We start from the raw sequence: 22,167 nt of genomic DNA, 5'->3' as shown, positions 1-22,167 counted from the left end.
CGAGCGCCGCACCACAGAGGGAGAGGTTCGTTGCGCAATTTCCGCCGCATCGCCGCGCTTGCCATCGCCGCCACGGCATTGACGCCTGTTGTTGCTCCGGTCGCGCATGCGCAGACCGCTAAGGCAGATCGGCCGCTCTACAAGGACGCCAGCCAGACGGTGGAAGCACGCGTCGACGACCTGCTCGCGCGGATGACGCTGGAGGAGAAGGTCGCGCAGCTCGTCGCGATCTGGCTCAAGAAGGACGCGATCCAGACCCCCTCGGGCGAGTTCGATCCGGCCAAGGCGAGCGTGTCCTTCCCCAATGGCCTGGGCATGATCTCGCGCCCGTCCGACCGCAAGGGCGTGGCCGCGGGCACCACCAATGCCGGCGCCGACGCGACCGCCAACCGCAACGCGGTGGACACCGCGACGTACATCAACGCCGCGCAGAAATGGTCGATGGAGAAGACCCGGCTCGGCATCCCGATGATCATGCACGAGGAAGCGCTGCACGGGCTGGTAGCGCCGGGCGCGACGAGCTTCCCGCAGTCGATCGGCCTCGCCTCGACCTGGAATCCGGGGCTGCTTGAGAAGGTGTTCAGCGTCGCCGCCGCAGAGGCGCGGGCGCGCGGCGCCAATCTGGTGCTGGCACCGGTGGTCGATGTCGCGCGCGACCCGCGTTGGGGCCGCATCGAGGAGACCTATGGCGAGGATCCGTATCTCGTCTCCGAGATGGGGCTTGCGGCGATCCGCGGCTTCCAGGGCACGACCCTGCCGCTGGCCAAGGACAAGGTGTTCGTCACGCTCAAGCACATGACCGGGCATGGCCAGCCCGAGAGCGGCACCAATATCGGCCCGGCCTCGCTCGGCGAGCGGACGCTGCGCGAGGATTTCTTCCCGCCCTTCGAAAAGGCAGTGACCCAGCTGCCGGTGCGCGCGGTGATGGCGAGCTATAACGAGATCGACGGCATCCCGAGCCATGCCAACAAATGGCTGCTGAACGATGTGCTGCGCGGCGAATGGGGCTTCAAGGGCGCGGTGGTCAGCGACTATTTCGCGATCCGCGAACTCGTGACCCGCCACCACATGTACAAGGACGTCAAGGACGCCGGCGCGCGCGCGCTCGATGCGGGCGTGGATGTCGAGACGCCGGACGGGGAGGGATTCAATTTCCTGATCCAGCTGGTTCGCGAGGGCAAGGTCAGCACGGGCCAGATCGACAATGCGGTGCGCCGTGTGCTCGAGATGAAGTTCGAAGGCGGGCTGTTCGAGAACCCCTATGCCGATGTGAAGCTGGCCGAGAAGCGCACCAACACGCCCGAGGCGATCGCGCTGGCCCGCCAGGCGGCGCGCGAGAGCGTCGTGCTGCTCAAGAATTCGAACGGGCTGCTGCCGCTCGACGCCACCGGCATCAAGCGGATGGCGGTGATCGGCACGCACGCCAGGGACACCCCGATCGGCGGCTATTCGGACACCCCCAACCATGTCGTCTCGCTGCTCGAAGCGATGCAGGCCGAGGGCAAGGGCAAGTTCGCGGTCGACTATTCGGAAGGCGTGCGGCTGACCGAAGGGCGCGTCTGGGCGCAGGACAAGGTGACGCTGACCGACGCGGCGACCAACGACAAGCTGCGCGCCGATGCGGTGGCGGCGGCGAAGAACGCCGATGTCGTGGTGATGGTGCTGGGCGGCAACGAGGCACTGAGCCGCGAAGCCTGGGCCGACGACCATCTGGGCGACAGCGACAATCTCGAGCTGCCGGGGCCGCAGAACGAGCTGGCCAAGGAAATCATCGCGCTGGGCAAGCCGGTGGTGGTGATCCTGCTCAACGGCCGTCCCTATGCGGTCAACTATCTCGCCGAGAAGGCGCCGGCGCTGATCGAGGGCTGGTATCTGGGCGAGCAGACCGGCAATGCCCTTGCGGACGTGCTGTTCGGCCGGTTCAACCCGGGCGGCAAGCTGCCCGTGTCGATCGCGCGCAATGTCGGCCAGCTGCCCAACTACTACAACAAGAAGCCGAGCGCCCGCCGCGGCTATCTGTTCGGCGATACCAGCCCGCTCTACCCGTTCGGCTATGGCCTTTCCTATTCGACCTTCTCGGTCGGGGCGCCGGTGCTGGGATCGGGCACGATCGGGATCGCCGACAATGTGAAGGTGAGCGTCGACGTGACCAACACCGGCAAGCGCGCCGGGGACGAAGTCGTCCAGCTCTATGTGCGCGACGACGAGGCGAGCGTGACGCGGCCGACGATCGAGCTCAAGCGCTTCCAGCGGGTGACGCTGCAGCCGGGCGAGAAGAAGACGGTGAGCTTCGAGCTTACCCCGGCGGACCTGTCGCTTTGGAACGTGCAGATGAAGCGGGTGGTGGAGCCGGGGACGTTCACGATCTCGGCCGGGCCGAACTCGGTGGATTTGAAGAGCACGACGCTGACGGTTCGGTGACCGCGCTTCCCCTCCCTGGAAGGGAGGGGATCGAGGGGTGGGTGTAGGCCGGGCGATACGGCCAACACCCACCCTGCTTCACCGTATCGCGGGCAAATACCCACCCCAAACCCCTCCCTTCCAGGGAGGGGCTTCTCATTTCGCTACTCAGCCAGCCACGCCCCCACCCATACCAGCGGGGCGTTCCAGTTGATCGCGACTTCGTTGAGCGCATAGGCGCGGACGTCGTCGGACCAGCAGGTCTGGGGCGCGCATTTCCCCTTCATCTGCAGCGCCACCGGATCGACCATCGAGGTGGAATTGGGGCCGCCCGAGAGCACGCCGGGCGGCGGGCCGGGCAGTGTCGGATCCAGCGAGGGCGCCCAGAAGCGGTGGTGCGGGTGCTGCATCGAGGCCGTGCCATAGCCGCTGACATAGGAGACGTGGTTCGGGTTGCGGCCGAGGATATAGTCGATCGCGTCGATCACCCCTGCCCGGTATTTCGGGTCGTGCGTGAGGTCCGAGGCGACGCCCAGCACCATCGCGCGGTTGAGCAGCGCGCCGTTCGAGCCCCAAGGATAGTCCTTGGCCAGATAGGGGATGCGATAGCCGTTGCCGGCCTCATCGCCGAGGAAATGGTCGGCCAGCGCCGTGAGCCGGCCCCGGAGGCGCTTCACGTCAGGCGCGGTCAGCGCCGAGGGCCGGGTCGCCAGGGTGATCGTGCCGAGCGTCGCGACCTGCGGCCAGCCAGGCTCGCCCGCCGGGTTCCAGAAATGCGGCGAGGCGGCCAGCGCCTGCTGGTATTCCGCCTTGCCGGTGGTGACGAACAGCTCGGCAGCCGCCCAGTAGAATTCGTCGGAGAGCTGCTCGTCGCCATAGCCGCCCGAGCCGGTGAAGCTGTTGGTGGCATAGACTTGCGGGTTGCGCCGGGCCGCGGCGAAGGCCCGCTCGGCGGCGGCCAGACAGCGGGCGGCGAAGGCCGGGTCGAGCGTCTTCCATATCCGCGCGCACTGGGCGGCGGTGGCGGCGAGGTTGAGCGTCGCGGCGGTGGTCGGCGGATAGAGCAGTCGTTCCTGGGTGTCGTTCTGCGGTGGCGTGGGCAAGGCGGTCCACCAGCGATCAGCGACCTTCTGGTGCGCCATGCCCGAGACATCGAGATCGGCCAGATCCGCCGGGACCGAGCGCCAGCCGGGGCTGTTCGCCAGGGGCTTGGACGGACCCGAGGGAAGCGACATGCGCGTGCCCTGCGGCACCTGCATGCGCAGCAGGAAGTCCATCTCGTAGCGGGCTTCGTCGAGCAGGCTCGGCGCGCCGTTCGGACCCGCCGGGAGCGCCTTGGGGTTGCGCTCATGAGCGTTGAGCAGGGTCCACAGCGCGATGCCGCCATTGACGACATATTTGCCGTGGTCGCCGGCGTCGTACCAGCCGCCGGTGACGTCGAGGCTGTAGGGACAGCCGCCGAGCCACAGCATCTCGCGCTCGTCCTTGCCCGTGAAGCATTTCGCGACTTCATGCGGGTGGCCGGCAGGGCGCGCCCATTTCGCGCCGACGATGCGCGCTTCGATGGGGACGCCGGCACGCTGGTGGTAGAAGAAGGCGAGCGCATCGCGGGCGAGCGGACGGTAGAGGTTCGGGCGAATGTCGAAGGGAACGCTGGCATGGTTGCCGGCGACCAGTCGATAGCCGCTGCCGGGCGTGCGGAAGCTGCTGAAATCGATGCGCTGGACGATCTCGCCAGAGGCCGGATCCTTGCCGAACACGCTCGCGGTGCCGCGCGCAACGGTGCGTCCGGAAGCGTCCTGCAACTCCCAGGGCAACGCCGCCCCTTCGTCGTCGAGCGTTGCGGTCTTGGGATCGCCGGGCTGGAAGCCGAGCTGGTTGAGGTTGATCGGCGTAGCGGGCGGGCTCGCGCCGAGGAGCAAGGGTGCGGCGAGGAGGAGCGCGGCTCCCCTCCCTGCAAGGGAGGGGAGTTTGTCGGCGAGCTTCACTCCCCTCGCCCCGCGAACACGCCGAACACCGAGCCGACGAAACCGCCGGCGACCTTGGTCGTGAGGCTGTCGGTCTCGACCTTGCCGAGATGCTTCCAGGCGGGCTTCGCGCCGGGCGCGGCATAGCTGAAGGCGTAGCTGCGGCCCTGCACGGCGATGCGCAGCCGCACCGGGCCGGCGGGCGCGGGCACGGTGGCCAGGGTCTTGCCGAGCTTCGGGCTATCCGGCCCTTCGCGCTGGTCCAGGGTGAGGACGGCCTTGCCCCCTACCCGCTTCACCCCGACGAAGAACCAATAGTCGTCGTTCTGCAGCACCGCGAGCCCGGCGCGGTCGCCGTCCTTTTCGGGCGCGAACTTCACCGTGGTTTCGGCCACCGCGTTGGTGTGCTGCTGGCGGCGGGCGAGGAACGACGGGTTGGCGTTGTCGCCGAGGCCGGCGGCGCGCGCCTTGAGCATCAGGCCGGCGGCGCCGGTGCGGTACCAGTCCTCGCGCGGGTTGCGGAGCATCATCCAGTAGCTGGGGAGCTTGCCGCGGAAATCGTCGCGGATGGTGAAGGCGCCAGACGTGGGGATCGGCGCCTTGCTTTGGGGCCGCGCCGGCCGCGCGTGCGCCCAGGGGATCGGCGTGGTGGCAGGCAGGATCACCGGCCAGCCGTCCTTCCATTCGACCGGCAGCAGAAAGGTCTCGCGGCCGGTGGTGTAGAAATCGCCCTCGTACGGGCGCACGGCGAGGAAGGTGGCCCACCATTTGCCGTCCGGGGTGGTGACGAGCTGGGCGTGGCCGGCCGAAGTGATCGGCATCGGGCGGTCGCGCGGCAGATCACGCTGGGTGAGGATCGGGTTGCCGCTCCACGCCTCGTAAGGGCCGGTGACCGATTTGGAGCGCAGGATCACCTGGCTATGGCCCTCGGCGGTGCCGCCCTCGGCGCAGCTGAGATAATACCAGCCGTCCTTCTTGAAGATGTGCGGTCCCTCGATCCAGACGGGCTTCTTCGAGATGTCGATGCCGCCGTCGACCAGCAGCGTGCGCGGACCGAAGGTTTTGCTGGTCTTGCGATCGAACTCCTGGACCCAGATGGCGCGGTGCCCCTGGTAGAGCGGCTTGCCCTTGGTCGGGCCGTTATTGACCACCCAGGTGCGCCCGTCGTCATCGAAGAACATCGAGGGATCGATGCCACCCTCGAGATCGGGCAGCCAGATCGGATCGGACCACGGGCCGGCGGGGTTCCTCGCGGTCAGCAGGAAATTGCCGCCGCAATCGACGCAGGTGTTGAGCAGGTAGAAAATGCCGTCCTTCGCCTGGATCGACGGCGCGAAGACGCCGCGCGACAGGCCGAGCTGCTTGAAGTCGAGCTGGCCCGGCCGGTCGATCGCGTTACCGATCTGGGTCCAGTGGACTAGGTCGCGGCTGTGGAAGACCGGGATGCCGGGGTACCAGCCGAAGGTGGAGGTGACGAGGTAGAAGTCTTCGCCGACCCGGGTGACGCTCGGATCCGGATAGAAGCCCTTGAGGATCGGGTTGCGATAGTCGTTCGGCCCGGCGGTGAGCGCGTCGGACGCGTCCCTGCCGCTATAGGTGAAGCTGGAAAAGGTCGCGACCGGCTGGGCGGTGGCGGGCACGGCGAGGAGCAGCGCGGCGGCGGTGGTCAGGAATCGGTTCATGCTGCGCAATTGTCCCGGATGAAGTCGCGGTGCCTGGGCATGTAGGCGGCGCTGTTCGCGACCGCCTCGCGGATATGGGCGAGACGCGAGCGGGTCTCTTCCAGGGGCATGACGTCGGCGACCGGGTCATGGCCGGCGGGCTCCATCAGCTGGCCGAGCATCACCGCGAACCAGCTGGTGTCGTTGAACAGCTCCTCATTCTCGCGGAAGGCGCGGCCATGGCTGCGGAAGACGCGCATCTTCTCGGCGAGCCGCTCGGGGATCTCCATCGTCCGGCAGTAATTCCAGAAGGGGGAATCGGTGCGCTCGGTCGCGTGGTAGTGCAGGACGAGGAAATCGCGGATCTCCTCGTAATCGGTCTGCATGATGCGGTTGTAGCGATCGATGTCCGCCTGGTTGAAGTCTCGGTCCGGGAACATCGTCAGGAAGCGCGACAGGCCGGACTGGATCAGCCAGATCGAGGTCGATTCCAGCGGCTCGAGGAAGCCGCCCGACAGGCCCATGGCGACGCAGTTCTTGACCCACATGCGGTTGCGGTGGCCGGTCTTGAACGGGACGGTGCGCGGATCGGCGAGCGGAGCGCCGTCGAGGTTCGCCAGCAGGATCGCGGTAGCCTCGTCGTCGGACATATAGTCGGACGAGAAGACATGGCCGTTGCCGATCCGGTGCTGGAGCGGGATGCGCCATTGCCAGCCCGCCGTATGTGCGGTGGAGCGGGTATAGGGCGTCCAGGCATCGACGCTCTCGCAGGGCACGGCGATGGCGCGGTTGCAGGGCAGCCATTGCGACCAGTCGGTATAGCCGGCCTTCAATGCCTGCTCGATGATCAGGCCGCGGAAACCCGAGCAATCGATGAACAGGTCGGCCTCCAGTTCGGTGCCGTCCTCCATCTTCACCGACTGGACGAAGCCGTCCTCCCCGCGCAGCTGCACGTCGACGATCTTGCCCTCGCGGCGGACCACCCCGAGATCCTCGGCATAGCGGCGGAGGAACTTGGCATAGAGGCCGGCATCGAAATGATAGGCATAGGCGATGTCGGAGAGCGGCGAATTGCCGGCATCGATGCCGCGCATGAACTTGTCGTCGCGCGCCGCCATCGCCTGGAGCGACCATTCATCGACGTCCGGTGCCTCGCCGAGCTGGCGCATGCGGAGATAATAGGCGTGGAAGGACACGCCCTTCATGTCGAGCCCGTAGCGGCCGAAGGGATGGAAATAGCGGTGGCCGATCCGCCCCCAGTTCACGAACTGGATGCCGAGCTTGAAGCTGCCCTTGGTCTCGCGGATGAACTGGTCCTCGTCGAGGCCGAGCATGCGGTTGAAGGTGGCCATCTGGGGGATGGTCGCCTCGCCGACGCCGATGATGCCGATCTCGTCGCTCTCGACCAGCGTGATCTTCGCATAATCGGGGCCGAGGATGCGCGAGAGCGTGGCGGCGGTCATCCAGCCGGCGGTGCCACCGCCTACGATCAGGATGGAGCGGATATTGCGATCCGTTGGGTCTTTGTCGGTCATGCGTCGTTCCTTGCGGGCGCGTTGCGGGCGAGCCATTCCTCGTGGCGGGGCATCGCCTGGGCGGCGCGGGCGAACATTTCGTGGATGCGCGACAGGCTGGTGGCGAGCTTGTCCTCGTCGAGCCCGTCGACCAGCGGATCCCAGCCGGCGGGGATCACCCCCTGCCCCAGCAGCACCGCGATCCAGCTCGATTCGGCGAACAGCTCGTCCTCGTAGCGGAAGAAGCGGCCGCGGTTGCGGAACAGGGCGAGCTTGCGAGTGAGGCTCTCGGGGATCGTCATCTCGCGGACGCGGCGCCAGAGGTCGCCGTCCTGGCGTTCATTGGCGTGGTAGTGGAGGATGATGAAGTCGCGGACCTGCTCCATCTGGGTGTCGGTCAGGCGATTGAATTCGTCGCGCTCCACGGGCGAGAAGCCGGTGTCGGGCAGCAGCGCCATCAGCTTGTGGATGCCCGACTGGATCATGTGGATGCTGGTCGATTCCAGCGGCTCGAGGAAGCCGGAGGAGAGCCCGAGCGCGATGCAGTTCTTCTCCCAGGCACGCTTGCGGCGGCCGGCCTCGAACTTGAGGAGGAAGGGATCGCGCAAGGGGGCGCCGTCGAGATTGGCGAGCAGCGTCTCGCTGGCCTCGTCGTCCGAGATGTCGGCGCTGCAATAGACATGACCGTTGCCGACGCGGTGCTGGAGCGGGATGCGCCATTGCCAACCGGCGCGGTGGGCGGTGCTGCGGGTGAAGGGGGTGATCGCCGGCCCCGGGCTGGCGCTGGGCACCGCGACGGCGCGGTCGCATTGCAGCCAGTGCGCCCAGCTTTCCCAGCCGGTGTGGAGCGCCTGCTCGATCAGCAGCGCGCGGAAGCCGGTGCAATCGATGAACAGCTCGCCTTCGATCCGGCGATCGCCTTCGAGGACCACCGCCTCGATGAAACCGTCGGTGGCACGCAGCGGGACATGGGCGACCTTGCCCTCGACGCGGACGACGCCGCGTTGTTCGGCATAGGTGCGCAGGTACCTGGCATAGAGCGACGCATCGAACTGATAGGCATAGGCCATGCGCGACAGGATCGAGCCCGGGTCCTGCACCGGCGGCTGGTAGCGCCCGGCGGTCATCGCCAGCGCGCAGACATTGTAATCGTCGATCTCTCGCGCGCGCCCCTCTTCATGGAGCTTGCGCCAGATCTGGTGGAACTTCACGCCCTCGATATCGAAGCCGAACTCGCCGAACGGGTGGACATAGCGATGTCCCTCGCGCGTCCAGTTCAGGAACTCGATGCCGAGCTTGATCGTGCCCTGGGTCCTGGCGAGGAAGTCGCTCTCGTCGAGGCCGAGCAGCGCGTTGAAGTTGCGGATCGGCGGGATCGTCGCCTCACCGACGCCGACCGTGCCGATCTGCTCGGACTCGACCAACGTGACCGACACCCCGGTGGGGACCAGCCGGGAGAGCGCCGCGGCAGCCATCCAGCCAGCGGTGCCGCCGCCGACGATGACGATTTGGCGGATCGGCGCGGGGGCGGTCATGCGATCAGTCCTTCGGCACTAAGCGTGGCGCCATGGTGCGGCATCGCGCGGACCGCGTCGAGGATCAGCGAACGGATGCGGCCGAAATGCTGCGCGAGCGCTTCCTCCGGAATGACATCGGCGAGCGCATCGTGGCGGCGCGGACGGATGCCCTGGCCGTCGAGCACCGCGATCCAGTCCTCGGCTTCGAACAGCTCACCGTCATAGAGCGGCACGCGACCCCGGCTCGCGTACAGGTCGAGCTTGTGCTGGAGCGTCTCGGGGACCGGTGCGGTGCGGGCATGGTCCCAGAGCGGTTCGCCGGTGCGGCCATTGGTCTTGTAGTGGAGGATGGCGAAGTCGCGGACGCGGTCTGCTTCCTCGGCGGTCAGCCGGTTATATTCGGCGGGCTCGGGGCCATTCGGGGCGGCGGGAAGCAGGCCGATCAGTCGGGCGAGCGTGTTCTGGAGGAGGGCGAGGTTCCAGCCGTGGAGCGGCTCGACCAGCGTGGCGGCGGCGCCCAGCGCGATGACGTTGCCGGCCCAGGCCTGGGTGCGGCGACCCTGGACGATCGGGATCGCGCCGGGCTGCTCGGGGAGATGTGCCGCGCTGTAGAACAGCGCCCCGCTTTGCCCGCCGACCAGCGGCACAGTGCGCTGCCAGCCGGCCTCGAAGGCGCCGGCATGGCCGTAGGGCGGCGGGATGCCCTCGGCCGGGTTCCAGCTCTCGACCACACGGTTGCAGGGCAGCCATTCGGCCCAGCTTTCCCAGCCGCTGTCGCCGGCGAGCAGCGCGGCCGGGCCGGAGCAATCGAGCCAGAGATCGGCGGCCAGGCGGGTACCGTCCTGCAGCTCGACTTCATCGTCGGCAAAGGCGCGGAAGCTGCCGACCGGCTGCAAGCCGGTGGCGGTGCGCAGGGTTTCGGCAAGGCGGGCGCGGTGGAGATGGAGGCCATATCCATAGCTCGACAGGATCGAACGCGGATCCTCGCTCGGCCGGATGAAGCGCCCCGAGGCGGCGGCGATGGCGGCAAGCGAGAAATCGGCGAGGCGTACGGGCTGGCCGGCCTCACGCAGGCGTGCCGCCAGCTGGTGGAAGGCGGTAGTGGCGAGCGGGGCGCCGATCGTGCCGAAGGGCAGGAACCAGTCCGCCTCCCCTGCCCAGCCGGAGAAAGCCGTGCCGAGCGAGAAGCTGCCCTGGGCTGCCCGAAGAAGTCCCCCTTCGTCCACGCCGTGATCGGCCAGCCAATAAGGGAAGTCCGGCAGGCTCGTCTCGGCCGAGCCGAAGGGGCCGAGGCTGTGGTCCGGGCCCTCGGTCGCGATGACGATGATCTCGGTGCCGGGCAGCGCGCGGGTGAGCGCCAATGCGGCCATCCAGCCGGCGACGCCGGTGCCGACAATGCCGATGCGCGCGATCATGCCGCCATTCCCAGCGCGGCTTCGTGGCTGGGCATCGCCCCGGCTGTCGCGAGGATTTCGGCACGCATCGCGGCCATGGCAGCGGCCACCTGCGGCCCGCCGGCGCGCGGGTCGGTGTGACGCGGGGTGACGTGCTGGCCGAGATAGACGGCGAGCCAGCTCGGCTCGAGAAAGGTGCCTTCGCGATACTGGACCACGACGCCGCGCTCGCGGAACAGCTCGAGCTTGTGGGCGAGCGAGTCCGGCACGGTCATCGCCCGGCAGTGGCGCCAGAATTCGGCATCGTCGCGCTGCTGGCAGTGATAATGGAGGATCAGGAAATCGCGGACGCGCTCATAGTCGAGCGCCATCAGCCGGTTGAATTCCTGCGCGTCGAGCGGGTCCCATGCCTGGGTGGGGAACAGATCGAGCAGCCGGCCGATCGCGACCTGGATCAGGTGGATCGACGTGGATTCGAGCGGTTCGAGAAAGCCCGAGGCGAGGCCGATCGCGATCGTGTTCCCCACCCATTGGCGCTTGCGCTTGCCGGTGACGAAGCGGAGGCGGTTAGGCTCCGCAAGCGGATCGGCGGAAAGCTGGGCGAGCAGGGTCTCCAGCGCGGCATCGTCGCTGGTGAAGCCGCTCGAATAGACATGGCCATTGCCGGTGCGGTGCTGGAGCGGAATGCGCCAGATCCAGCCGCTTTCCTGCGCGGTGGCGCGGGTGAGCGGCGGCAGCGGGCCGGTATTGGGACAGGGCAGCGCGATGGCGCGGTCGCAGGGCAGCCAGTGCGTCCATTCTTCATAGCCGGCATGCAGCGCCTGCTCGATCAGCAGGCCGCGAAAGCCCGAGCAATCGACGAACAGGTCCGCTTCCAGTACCTCGCCGCTTTCGAGCGTGACCGAGCGGACGAAGCCGGTTTCACCGTCGAGCGCGACATCGGTGACCTTGCCCTCGCGCCGGACAACGCCGCGCGCTTCGGACCAGACGCGGAGGAACCGGGCGTAGAGGCCGGCGTCGAACTGATAGGCATAGTTGTAGGGATCGCCGTCCGGCCGGCGGAAGCGGCCCTTGCGGGCGGCCTGGATCGGGAGCGAAAACTCCTCGAACGCCCCTGCCGCTTCGCTTGCCAGCCATTGGTGGTGGAAGGGCACGCCATCGATCGGGGCGCCGAACTCGGCGAAGGGATGGATATAGCTGTCGCCCTTGCGGCCCCAGTCGACGAACTCGATGCCGAGCTTGTAGGTGCCCTTCGTCGCCGCGAGGAACTCCGCCTCGTCGATGCCGAGCGTGGCGTTAAAATGGCGGATGTGCGGGATCGTCGCCTCGCCGACGCCGACCGTGCCGATCTCGGCCGATTCGACCAGCGTGATCGCCATGCCCGTGCCCGCGAATTTATGCGCGAGTGCGGCGGCGGCCATCCACCCCGCAGTGCCCCCGCCGACCACGAGTATGCGCCCAATCAGCATTCTTGCGATGCCCCTCTCCAGCCCGAATGTTAGCGCTCCCGTCGCGAAACCGTCAATCGTTCCAGCGGCCGATTCGAAGCCTTCCTGGCCCCTTCGCAGGTGCGAAATTCGTGCCGCAACGCAGCGAAACCGTTGCGAAAACACCACAAATCCGAGGTTTACATGAAAGCGTAACAAGACGGCTTGATCTTTCCATAACTCCTACATTAGTTTGGACACAAACAAGAAACGCGCTCGGAAATGATAGCGCTAACAGGGAGGGGAGACAGCTCGATGCGCAAGCACGATTCTATTCATCACATCGACAGGACCGCCAGGCTCCGCACCGGCGCATTGCGCGCCGGCGTGTCGGCCGCGGCGCTTGCCTGCCTTTCGGTAGCGGCACCTGCCTGGGCACAGGACAGCCAGGCCGCGGGCACGCCCGCGCCGACGACCAGCGAGACCACCCAGGAAGACACGATCGTCGTCCAGGGCTATCGCCAGTCGCTGCAGAGCGCGCAGAGCCTCAAGAAGAATTCGGACGTGATCGTCGACTCGGTGACGGCCGAGGACATCGGCGCCCTGCCCGACCGCTCGGTCACCGAAACGCTGCAGCGTATCCCGGGCGTCTCGATCAACCGCTTCGCCGCCGGCGTCGATCCCGACCACTTCTCGGTCGAGGGTTCGGGCGTGGTCGTGCGCGGCCTCACCTATGTCCGTTCCGAGTTCAACGGCCGCGAGGCGTTCACCGCCAATAACGGCCGCTCGCTGAGCTTCGCCGACGTGCCTTCGGAAATGATGGGCGGCGTCGACGTGTTCAAGTCGCCCTCGGCCGACCGCATCGAAGGCGGCATCGCCGGCGTGGTCAACCTGCGCACGCGCAAGCCCTTCGACAACAAGAAGGGCCTGATCGTCGCCGGTTCGCTCGAGGGCAATTACGGCGACTTCGAGAAGAAGTGGACGCCGACCGGCTCGATCATGGTCAGCAACCGCTGGGACACGGGGATCGGCGAGTTCGGCGTGCTCGCCAACTTCTCCTATTCGCAGCTCAAGAGCCAGTCGGACCGCTTCCAGGTCTCGAGCTTCCGTATCCGCAACCTCTATTCGGACGGCGACGTCGTCGACAATGGCGGCACGACGATCAGCAAGCAGGTCTATTTCCCGCGCGGCGCGGTGATGGGCCGCCAGGAGTTCAACCGCGAGCGCTACGGCTATGCAGGGGCGATCCAGTATCGCAGCAATGACGGCTCGGTGGAGGCCGTCGCCCAGTTCCTGCGCTCCGACGCGCGCCAGGCCTGGAGCGAGCGCACGATCGAGATCGCGACCGACAACGTCTCGGCCAATGGCGACTCGCGCCGGGTGCCGGGCACCACGCTCGACTTCGACAGCGACGGCATGTTCGTCAGCGGCACGATCACCGGCCCGACCGGCTGGCGCGGCGACCAGAACACCGGTGCGGCACGCGTGCCGATGCTGGGCCTGCAGTCGAACAACATCCGCCGCGACCACCAGGAGAAGCTCGTCACCGACGATTACGGCTTCAACCTGAAATGGAACGCAACTGACCGGCTCGGCGTGATCTTCGACTATCAGCATGTGAAGTCGACCACCAACGTGCTCGACAACACGCTGTGGAACTCGACCTACCAGAACGCGTCGATCAAGCTGAACGGGTCGGACTTCCCGACGGTGGCGTTCGTCGCGCCGCAGGTCTGCAACGGCCCCGCCGCGAATTCGCAGAACCCGCCGGGCACCGGCTTCGACTGCAACAGCGCCCAGGCGCTGGGCGGTTCGGCGAACCCGACCTATTTCGGCGCGGGCCACACCAGCTTCGTCGATCCGTACAACAGCTTCCCGCGCGCGGCGATGGACCATATCGAGCAGAGCAGCGGCAATTCCGACGCCTTCCGCCTCGACCTCGACTATGCCCTGCCCGAGAACGGCTTCCTCAAGTCGATCCAGGGCGGCATCCGCTATGCCGATCGCGACCAGGTCTCGCGCTATTCGCGCTACAACTGGGGCGTGCTCTCGGAGCAGTGGGGCAATAACGGCCCGGTCTGGCTGAGCATGCCGGTGAACGGCGACCGCACCAACCACACCGACGGCACCGCGAATACCGCGAACTCCGCCTATTATTTCAACAACTTCTTCCGCGGCCAGGTGACCAACCCGCTGGGCGGCGACGGCCGGCTCTACTATTCGGGCAACACCGCGTCCGACTATGCCGCGATGATCGACTATGCCAACGCGATCTCGCGCGAATGGCAGGCGACCGGCACCTGCGCCGATGGCCGCGTCGTCAATGGCGGCTGGAACGCGCTGGCCAATCGCTGCGGCGTGATCCAGGGCACGCCGTTCCTGCCGGACGAGATCAACCCGATCCGCGAGCGCAACTACGCTGCCTATCTGATGGCGAAGATCGACACGCATCTGGGCGGGTTGCACCTGACCGGTAACGTCGGCGTGCGCTACACCAAGACCAAGCGCGACACCGACGGCTATGTCTCGTTCACCAACACCACGGCCTTCCCGACCGACGCGACCTGCGCCGCGCCGGTGACGCCGCCGGCGACGCCATCGCCCTTCTGCTCGTACAGCATCGCGGATCGCAACGCGGCACGCGCCTTCGTCAACGGCGCGCTGACCCCGTCGCACGTCTCGCTCGACTATACCTACTGGCTGCCGAGCGTGAACCTGAAGCTCGAGGCGGGCGGCGGCCTCCAGTTCCGCGCCGCCTATTTCAAGGGCGTTTCGCCGCCCCAGACCGGCCTGATCCGCAACTATCTGCAGGCGAACCTGTCGGTGGTGCAGAATGTGGACGCCAACGGCAATCTCGTCCCCGGCAGCTTCCGCTTCCAGGGCGTGACCACCGCGGGCAACCCCTATCTGAAGCCGGTGGAAGCCGACAATTTCGACCTGACCGCCGAGTGGTATTTCTCGCGGGTCGGCTCGCTGACCGTCTCGGCCTTCTACAAGGTGCTGTCGGGCGTGGTGACCAACGACACCCGCCGCGTCGACCTGACCAACAACGGCCAGACCTATCCGGTGGTCATCACCACCCCGATCAACGCCACCGAGAAGGGCAAGATCAAGGGCGTCGAAGTCAGCTACCAGCAGACCTTCGACTTCCTGCCGGGGCCGCTCAAAGGCCTGGGTCTGCAGGCGAACTACACCTATGTCGACAGCTCGGGCGTGCCCCAGTCGACGCTGTCCGAGACCGATCCGGACGTGGCCGCCGGCCGCGTGACCACGGTCAACACCTCGCTGCTGCCGCTGCAGGGGCTGTCGAAGCACCAGGTGAACATCACCCCGTTCTTCGACTATGGCCCGGTCTCGCTGCGCGCCAGCTACTCGTGGCGTTCGGACTTCCTGCTCACCGTGCGTGACGTGATCACGCCGAACGACCCGATCATCAACAAGGCGACCGGCCAGCTCGACGCATCGATCTTCTTCGCGGTGACCCCGCAGATCAAGATCGGCGTGCAGGGCTCGAACCTGACCAACGAGGTTACCCGCACCAATGCGGTGATCTCGAAGATCGGGGGCGGCATCATCGAAGTGCCGCGCGGCTGGTACATGAACGACCGCCGCTTCGCCGCGATCGCACGCTTCAACTTCTGATCCGAGATACACCCTGCCTGGCGCTGCCGGTTTCCAACCGGCGGCGCCTATTTTTTTGGCAAAGCGCCATTCGGCGCTTTGCGGTGCCGCCTGGAAATGCGCCCTTTCGCGCATTTCCAAACAGACTCTCAGACGGCGCGGTAGCTGACGAAGATGTTGGCGGTGAGCCGGCCCGTGCGCGGATCGCTCGTGCCCGTCCCGGTCACCAGGCCGGAATGGAGCTGGCGGCTGCGATAGACAAGCAGCCGGTCGAACACGGCATCGACGGCGGCAACCTGTTCGAACTCGGCTGTGTCGCCAGCGATATAGCCGGGCGCCGGCTCGGGCTCGGTGGCGCGCACCGCTTCATAATGCGGCTGACGTTCGGGAGTGATCACCTCGAACCCGGTCGCGCGGTGGCGGTAGAAGGCGGTGCCGCCCTGCTCCGGGCCGCAGAGATAGTGGAGGAAGGCGAATTGCAGCGGATCGGTGGTGTCGATGTGCGGCACGCGCTGCGACGGCGCGAGATCCCCGCCCCCCAGCGTGACGATCGAGAAATTGCACTCGGCGCGGCCGAGCCGGACGCCGTGCAGCCCGAAGGCTTCGCGCAGCACCGGATCGAGCGCGCGGACCACCGCCCCGACATAATCGAGCGGCGCGGGCGCCCGGATGCCGGGATAGCCGCCGGCCGGGCCATGGACCGGCTCGAACCCGCCCTGCTCCGCAGCATAGTCGACCAGCTGCCCGGCATCGCGCATCAACCCGTCGAGCCGGAGCAGGGGCTCCCCTTCCCTGCCGATATGCGAGAGCTGCGCCGCGGGGCGTGGATTGAGCGAAAGATCGAGCGAGTTCACCGACATGCCCCGGAAACGAACCACCGGGATGTGGCCGGCGCATTTCCGGGATATTGAAAAGCGATGCCGATGCAACCGATCCGCGAAATCCAGGGCACGCCTGATGCCGAAGCCTTCCGCGCGCTGGTCGCCGGCTATGCGCCGGTGGTGCTGCGCGGACTGGTGAAGGACTGGCCGCTGGTAGCCGCCGGCGCCTCGCCACAGGGCGCCTGCGACTATCTGCTGGGCTTCGATGGGGGCGCGGCCGCGGAAGCCTTTGTCGGGCAACCGGCGATCGAAGGTCGGTTCTTCTATGCGCCGGACCTGCGCGGCTTCAATTTCGAGCGGCGCAAGGGCAGCTTCGCCGACCTGCTGCGCTACCTGCTGGCGCTCCAGGGGCGAGAGAACGTGCCGGCTGTCTATGCCGGCGCGGTGGAGACCGGACGGGCATTGCCGGGGCTGACCGAGGCCAATCCGATGCCGCTGCTGGCGGGGCTCGATGCGGAGCCGCGGATCTGGATCGGCAACGCCTCGCGGATCAGCACCCATTTCGACGCATCGGACAATATCGCCTGCGTCGCGGCGGGGCGGCGGCGCTTCACCCTGTTCCCGCCCGAGCAGACGCCCAACCTCTATGTCGGCCCGCTCGATCATACGGTGGCGGGGCAGCCGACCAGCATGGTCGATGCCAATGCCCCTGACTTCGACCGTTTCCCCCGCTTCCGGGCAGCGCTGGACGCGGCACTGGTCGCCGAACTGGAACCGGGCGACGCGATCTTCATCCCCGCGCTCTGGTGGCACCAGGTGGAGGCGCTGTCGCCGTTCAACGTGCTGGTCAATTTCTGGTGGGCGGACGCCCCCGAACAGGACATGCGCTTCGATGCGATGATGCACGCGGTGCTGGCACTCGGCCATTTGCCGGCCGAGCGCCGCGCGGCCTGGTCGGCCTTCTTCGATACCTTCGTGTTCCGCGAACATGGCGACCCGGCCGCGCACATGCCCGACGGCATGCGCGGCGTGCTGGGCGAACCGACCCCGCAGCTCCGGGGGTATATCCGGCAATATCTGATGCGCGGATTGCAGAAGGGTTAGGCACTCTTCCCTCTCCCGCGAAAGCGGGAGAGGGAATTCGGGAAAGGCTACTTCCCCTGCCCCGGGGCGTAGGGGTTGGAGATCGCCTTGTAATATTCCAGATCATGCGCGGGCGGCTTGTGCCCGGCCGGCAGCGGGCGCTTCGAGATCGACTGGAAATAGGCGATCGAGGCGTCGCGCCACCAGGTCGCTTCGGCATGCTGGATCGCCAGGAAGTCGCGGACCTCGGCCCAGCGGGTCTCGTCGACCTTGCCGCGCAGGGCGGCCCAGTCGGCCTGCATCTTGCCGACGACATCGACACCCGCGTCATAGCGGGTGACCAGTTCGTCCCACAGAGTGCGGCCGGATTTGGTGCGATAGTCCCAGGGCAGGTGGTGGAACCAGAGCAGCAAATTCTCCGGAATGGTCTTCGGGCTGCCCCAGGCCTTCACGACCTCCGGGGCATATTGCGACAGCGCATCGCCGCCCTTGGCCGTCCGGTCGAAGCCGATCCCGGCCGCATCGGCCTTGTGGTAATAGACCGGGTTCCATTCGGGACGGGCCAGGTCGGACACCCAGGGGCCGGGGCCATAATGGTGGCCCGTCGCCATCAGGTGCGCGAGGCCGAGCGGGGTCATGTAATCGACCACCGCCTCGCGCGAGCCCATCATCATGCGGACCACAGGATCGGCGGCTTCCCTGCCCCAGGTCATCGCCGCCCAGTCGCGCGCGATCGCTTCGGCCTTCGCATCGGGATCCCAGGCGAAGCGGCCGAAGGCATACCAGTTAGCCTGGTCGAACTGCGAGCCCGACCAGTTGCGGTCGCTGCCGATATTGGCGACCCCGGCCATGCCGGTGGCGGCGCCGGCATCGATCGGCGTCTCGATCACCTTGGCGACGGTGCTGCCCTTGCGCGAGCGGAAGGTATCGGCCTCGAGCACCTCCTCCCACATCGTGCCGAGATAGGCGAGGTGCGTGGCGAAGCCGAGATATTCCTTGGTGATCTGGAATTCCATCATCAGCGGCGTGCGCGGCATCGCGCCGAACAGCGGATGGAAGGGCTCGCGCGGCTGGAAGTCGATCGCGCCGTTCTTGACCTGAACCAGGACATTGTCGCGGAACTTGCCGTCGAGGGGCTGGAACTCGGTATAGGCCTGCTTGTGCCGGTCCTCGGCATTCTCGGCGGCATAGACGAAGGCGCGCCACATGAGGATGCCGTGATGCGGAGCGAGCGCATCGGCAAGCATGTTCGCGCCCTCGGCATGGGTACGCTTATAGTCGGACGGGCCTGGCTGGCCTTCCGAGTTCGCCTTGACCAGCAGGCCGCCGAAGTCGGGGATGGCGCTGTAAATCTCGTCGATCTTGGCCTTCCACCAGGCCTGGACCTGCGGATCGAGCGGATCGGCGGTCTTGAGCTTGCCGAGCTCGATCGGCGCGGAGAAACGCGCGGTGAGGTAGACCTTGATGCCGTATGGACGGAACACTTCCGCCAGCGCCTTCACCTTCTGCAGGTAATCGGGGCGCAGGATGTCGGCATTGGCGTTCACGTTGGTCAGCACCGTTCCGTTGATGCCGATCGAGGCATTGGCACGGGCATAATCAGTGTAGCGCGGGTCCTTGTGGAGCGGCAGCTTCTGCCAGTCCCAGAGCGATTGCCCCGCATAGCCGCGCTCGACATGGCGATCGAGATTGTCCCAATGGTTGAGCACGCGGACCTTGAGCTTCGGCGCGTCCGTGATGTCGAGATTGTCGATCGGCTGGCCGGTCTGGAGCAGCTTCAGGAAGCGGAACACGCCATAGAGCGTACCGACATCGCTGTTTCCGGCGATGATCGTCGTACGGTTGCCGGCGATCACCGCGGTGCGGATCAGATAGCCTTCCTCGCCCAGCTTCGCGAACGGCAGATCAAGCCCCTTGAGGTTCGGGGAATCGGCACGCGTGACCAGCACCGCGCCGTTGCCCATCAGTGTCTCGCGCTGGACGAGGTCATAACCGAACATCGCCTTGAAGCCGCGCTGCAACTCGTCGGTGGCAGCCCGGATCGTTGGGCGCGCATTGGGCGCCACCAGATGCGTGACCAGCGGCTCGTAACGCGTCTTCGCACTGGATTCGAGCGGCTGATAGCGCAGCCAAAGGTCATATCCGTCTTCGGCATGGCCTTGATTCGCAAGGCCGAAACACAAAAACGCAGACAAAATAGCCAGCAATTTCCGAAGCATCGCTCTTCCCGTCTCTACGCGGTCATACGCCGCCGTTGACAAGCTTGTATCAGCGCAACAATGGTAGCGCTACCAAGCATAGTGGCGCGCGGCGACGACGCGCCGGACCAGGAAGGGGAAGCAGGGAACATCATGGCCGAGATCGTATCCGCGCGCGTGATCGTCACTTGCCCCGACCGCAATTTCGTGACGCTCAAGATCGAGACGGCCGACGGCACGACCGGCATCGGCGACGCGACGCTCAACGGCCGCGAGATGGCGGTGGTCGCCTATCTCCAGGATCATGTCATCCCCTGCCTGATTGGGCGCGACGCGCACCGGATCGAGGACATCTGGCAGTATCTCTACAAGGGCGCATACTGGCGGCGCGGCCCGGTGACGATGTGCGCGATCGCCGCGGTCGACATGGCGCTGTGGGACATCAAGGCCAAGCTCGCCGGCATGCCGCTCTACCAGCTGCTCGGCGGCGCGAGCCGCGAGGGCTGCATGGTCTACGGACACGCAAACGGCGCGACGATCGACGAGACGATCGAGGAAGCCGTCCGCCATGTCGAGCAAGGCTACAAGGCGGTTCGGCTCCAGGCCGGTGTGCCGGGGCTGAAATCCACTTATGGCGTCGCCAAGCCGGGCCAGCGCTACGAGCCGGCCGACGGCGCGCTGCCGACCGAAAGCCTGTGGTCGACCGAGAAGTACCTGCGCTCGGTGGCGCCGCTGTTCGAGAAGGCGCGCGAGGTGCTGGGCTGGGATGTACACCTGCTCCACGACGTCCATCACCGGCTGACCCCGATCGAGGCGGGGCGGCTGGGCAAGGAACTGGAACCGTACCGGCTGTTCTGGCTCGAGGATGCGACCCCGGCCGAGAACCAGGCCGGCTTCCGCCTGATCCGCCAGCACACCACCACCCCGCTGGCGGTGGGCGAGATCTTCAACACGATCTGGGACTGCAAGCAGCTGATCGAAGAGCAGCTGATCGACTATGTCCGCGCGACGATGGTGCATGCGGGCGGGATCACGCACATGCGCCGGATCGCGTCGTTCGCGGACCTCTATCAGGTGCGCACGGGCTGCCACGGCGCGACCGACCTGTCCCCGGTCTGCATGGCGGCGGCGCTCCACTTCGGCCTATCGGTGCCCAATTTCGGCATCCAGGAGCTGATGCCGCACACGGCGAAGACCGACGCGGTGTTCCCGCATGCCTATTCGTTCAATGACGGAATGATGCACCCGGGCGATGCGCCGGGGCTGGGTGTCGAGATCGACGAGGAACTGGCTGCGAAATACGAATATAAGCGCGCCTATCTCCCCGTCGCACGGCTCGAGGACGGAACCTTGTTCAACTGGTGAGCGGGAGAGGCTTGCTGATGACTGACATTACGCGTCGTGGACTGCTGGGCGCCGGGGCGGCGCTCGCCATCCTGCCCTTCCCTGCCCTCGCGCAGGCGGTGGAGGGGATCAATGCGGTCGCGAAGACCAAGGGCATGCGCTTCGGCTCCTGCTTCGCCTGGGGACCTCCAGGGGCGGATCGCGGATCCTTCGCCAATCCGAAATATGCCGAGCTGCTCAAGCGCGACTGCGGCATCCTGGTGCCCGAGAACGAGTTCAAGTGGCAGGCGATCCGGCCCGACGCCAAGACCTTCAACCTCGATCATTTCTCCGACATGCTCGACTATGCCGAGGCCAACGGCATGGCGATGCGCGGCCACACGCTGCTGTGGCACAAGACGCAGTACTTCCCGAAATGGCTGAACGAGCATGACTTCGGCGCCAGCCCGGTGAAGGAAGCCGAGAAGATCCTCGGCCAGCACATCCGCACCTTGTGCAAGCTCTACGGCAACCGCATCGTCAGCTTCGACGTGGTCAACGAGACGGTGGAGGAAGGCACCGGCGCGCTGCGCACCTCGTCGCTCTCCAAGGCGTTCGGCGGGACCGAGGCGATGCTCGACTTCGCCTATCACACCGCCCGCGAGCACGCCCCGGGCGTCGAGCTGGTCTACAATGATTACATGAGCTGGGAGCCGGGCAATGAGGGGCACCGCTACGGCGTGCTCAAGCTGCTGGAAGGCTTCCGGAAGAGGGGGATCCCCTGCGACACGCTGGGCGTGCAATCGCATATCGGCCTGACCGGCGACGGCACGGTGGGCGCGCTGGTGAGCCGGCAGGAGAAGCCGTGGCGCACCTTCCTCGATAGCGCCACCCAGATGGGCTACAAGCTGGCCGTCACCGAGTTCGACGTGGACGACCACCTGCTGGCGACCGACGCCAAGCTGCGCGACGGGATCGTCGCCAACTATGCCGCAGCGTATCTGGAGATCATGTTCTCCTACCCGCAGCTCCGCGACGTGCTCGCCTGGGGCATGTGCGATCGCTTCACCTGGCTCAACGGGTTCAAGCCGCGCAAGGACAAGACATTACAGCGCGCCACGCCCTATAATGACCAGTACCAGCCAAAGGCACTCCATGGGGTGATCCGGGATGCCTTTGCGGGTGCCGCGGCGCGATAGGTCGATCTTGTCCAAGATCGTTCAGGAAACTCGTGCTAGGGG

13 protein-coding genes are annotated in these 22,167 nt (G+C 66.6%); 5 read left to right on the top strand and 8 right to left on the bottom strand.

The genetic code is table 11. The features are described 5' to 3' along the window. Nucleotides 1–30 precede the first annotated feature (30 nt). Nucleotides 31–2,421 (top strand): glycoside hydrolase family 3 N-terminal domain-containing protein, encoded by a 2,391-nt coding sequence (locus AC1RJ5_RS20180; protein ID WP_342251252.1) that lies wholly within the window; start codon nucleotides 31–33, stop codon nucleotides 2,419–2,421. Nucleotides 2,422–2,564: 143 nt separating this feature from the next. Here AC1RJ5_RS20180 and AC1RJ5_RS20175 read toward each other — a convergent pair whose 3' ends face one another. From AC1RJ5_RS20175 to AC1RJ5_RS20150, 6 genes are read right to left on the bottom strand one after another with little or no spacing between them, the layout of a single operon-like run. Continuing rightward, on the bottom strand, nucleotides 2,565–4,388 hold the full coding sequence (locus tag AC1RJ5_RS20175; RefSeq protein WP_493115362.1) for a glycoside hydrolase family 9 protein: 1,824 nt from the start codon (nucleotides 4,386–4,388) through the stop codon (nucleotides 2,565–2,567). After that, nucleotides 4,385–6,049: a glycoside hydrolase family 43 protein gene (locus AC1RJ5_RS20170; RefSeq protein ID WP_493115360.1), complete on the bottom strand. Its 1,665-nt coding sequence runs from the start codon at nucleotides 6,047–6,049 to the stop codon at nucleotides 4,385–4,387. The genes AC1RJ5_RS20175 and AC1RJ5_RS20170 overlap by 4 nt, the downstream gene beginning before the upstream one ends. Then, entirely contained in the window at nucleotides 6,046–7,563 is a 1,518-nt protein-coding gene (locus tag AC1RJ5_RS20165) for a tryptophan halogenase family protein (protein WP_493115358.1), read from the bottom strand. Before AC1RJ5_RS20165 ends, AC1RJ5_RS20170 begins: the two co-directional genes overlap by 4 nt. Then, nucleotides 7,560–9,077: a tryptophan halogenase family protein gene (locus AC1RJ5_RS20160; protein ID WP_493115356.1), complete on the bottom strand. Its 1,518-nt coding sequence runs from the start codon at nucleotides 9,075–9,077 to the stop codon at nucleotides 7,560–7,562. Before AC1RJ5_RS20160 ends, AC1RJ5_RS20165 begins: the two co-directional genes overlap by 4 nt. Further along, nucleotides 9,074–10,474 (bottom strand): tryptophan halogenase family protein, encoded by a 1,401-nt coding sequence (locus AC1RJ5_RS20155; RefSeq protein ID WP_493115355.1) that lies wholly within the window; start codon nucleotides 10,472–10,474, stop codon nucleotides 9,074–9,076. Before AC1RJ5_RS20155 ends, AC1RJ5_RS20160 begins: the two co-directional genes overlap by 4 nt. Continuing rightward, complete coding sequence (locus AC1RJ5_RS20150; RefSeq protein ID WP_493115353.1) at nucleotides 10,471–11,922, bottom strand: tryptophan halogenase family protein; 1,452 nt, start codon at nucleotides 11,920–11,922, stop codon at nucleotides 10,471–10,473. Before AC1RJ5_RS20150 ends, AC1RJ5_RS20155 begins: the two co-directional genes overlap by 4 nt. Nucleotides 11,923–12,195: 273 nt before the next feature. Between AC1RJ5_RS20150 and AC1RJ5_RS20145 the strand changes: the two genes are divergently transcribed. After that, nucleotides 12,196–15,522 carry a TonB-dependent receptor gene (locus AC1RJ5_RS20145; RefSeq protein ID WP_493115351.1) on the top strand — a complete coding sequence of 1,109 codons (3,327 nt, stop codon included), beginning with the start codon at nucleotides 12,196–12,198 and terminating at the stop codon, nucleotides 15,520–15,522. Nucleotides 15,523–15,650: 128 nt separating this feature from the next. On the opposite strand, the gene AC1RJ5_RS20140 is transcribed toward AC1RJ5_RS20145, so the two are convergent. Continuing rightward, nucleotides 15,651–16,379 (bottom strand): DUF6445 family protein, encoded by a 729-nt coding sequence (locus tag AC1RJ5_RS20140; protein ID WP_493115349.1) that lies wholly within the window; start codon nucleotides 16,377–16,379, stop codon nucleotides 15,651–15,653. 39 nt (nucleotides 16,380–16,418) lie between these two features. Here AC1RJ5_RS20140 and AC1RJ5_RS20135 point away from each other — a divergent pair, with 39 nt between their 5' ends. Then, nucleotides 16,419–17,426: a cupin-like domain-containing protein gene (locus AC1RJ5_RS20135; protein WP_184168681.1), complete on the top strand. Its 1,008-nt coding sequence runs from the start codon at nucleotides 16,419–16,421 to the stop codon at nucleotides 17,424–17,426. Between the two features lie 47 nt (nucleotides 17,427–17,473). Here the strand turns inward: AC1RJ5_RS20135 and AC1RJ5_RS20130 are convergent, their stop codons facing one another. Continuing rightward, the gene (locus AC1RJ5_RS20130; RefSeq protein ID WP_493115347.1) at nucleotides 17,474–19,624 is read right to left on the bottom strand and encodes an alpha-glucuronidase family glycosyl hydrolase; all 2,151 of its coding nucleotides are present in this window, start codon (nucleotides 19,622–19,624) and stop codon (nucleotides 17,474–17,476) included. Nucleotides 19,625–19,756: 132 nt separating this feature from the next. Here AC1RJ5_RS20130 and manD point away from each other — a divergent pair, with 132 nt between their 5' ends. Next, nucleotides 19,757–20,968 (top strand): D-mannonate dehydratase ManD, encoded by a 1,212-nt coding sequence (gene manD, locus AC1RJ5_RS20125; RefSeq protein ID WP_493115823.1) that lies wholly within the window; start codon nucleotides 19,757–19,759, stop codon nucleotides 20,966–20,968. Between the two features lie 17 nt (nucleotides 20,969–20,985). After that, nucleotides 20,986–22,125: an endo-1,4-beta-xylanase gene (locus AC1RJ5_RS20120; RefSeq protein WP_493115345.1), complete on the top strand. Its 1,140-nt coding sequence runs from the start codon at nucleotides 20,986–20,988 to the stop codon at nucleotides 22,123–22,125. The last annotated feature ends 42 nt before the right edge of the window (nucleotides 22,126–22,167 follow it).

Source organism: Sphingomonas sp. GW822-FHT03G08 (assembly GCF_058801135.1).
This window is presented reverse-complemented; position numbering and strand designations above follow the sequence as displayed.

Coding starts and splice junctions, on each gene's coding strand:
- AC1RJ5_RS20170 (WP_493115360.1), bottom strand. CDS start 6,049: ATGAACCGATTCCTGACCACCGCCGCCGCGCTGCTCCTCGCCGTGCCC.
- AC1RJ5_RS20165 (WP_493115358.1), bottom strand. CDS start 7,563: ATGACCGACAAAGACCCAACGGATCGCAATATCCGCTCCATCCTGATC.
- AC1RJ5_RS20160 (WP_493115356.1), bottom strand. CDS start 9,077: ATGACCGCCCCCGCGCCGATCCGCCAAATCGTCATCGTCGGCGGCGGC.
- AC1RJ5_RS20155 (WP_493115355.1), bottom strand. CDS start 10,474: ATGATCGCGCGCATCGGCATTGTCGGCACCGGCGTCGCCGGCTGGATG.
- AC1RJ5_RS20150 (WP_493115353.1), bottom strand. CDS start 11,922: ATGCTGATTGGGCGCATACTCGTGGTCGGCGGGGGCACTGCGGGGTGG.
- AC1RJ5_RS20145 (WP_493115351.1), top strand. CDS start 12,196: ATGCGCAAGCACGATTCTATTCATCACATCGACAGGACCGCCAGGCTC.
- AC1RJ5_RS20135 (WP_184168681.1), top strand. CDS start 16,419: ATGCCGATGCAACCGATCCGCGAAATCCAGGGCACGCCTGATGCCGAA.
- AC1RJ5_RS20130 (WP_493115347.1), bottom strand. CDS start 19,624: ATGCTTCGGAAATTGCTGGCTATTTTGTCTGCGTTTTTGTGTTTCGGC.
- manD (WP_493115823.1), top strand. CDS start 19,757: ATGGCCGAGATCGTATCCGCGCGCGTGATCGTCACTTGCCCCGACCGC.
- AC1RJ5_RS20120 (WP_493115345.1), top strand. CDS start 20,986: ATGACTGACATTACGCGTCGTGGACTGCTGGGCGCCGGGGCGGCGCTC.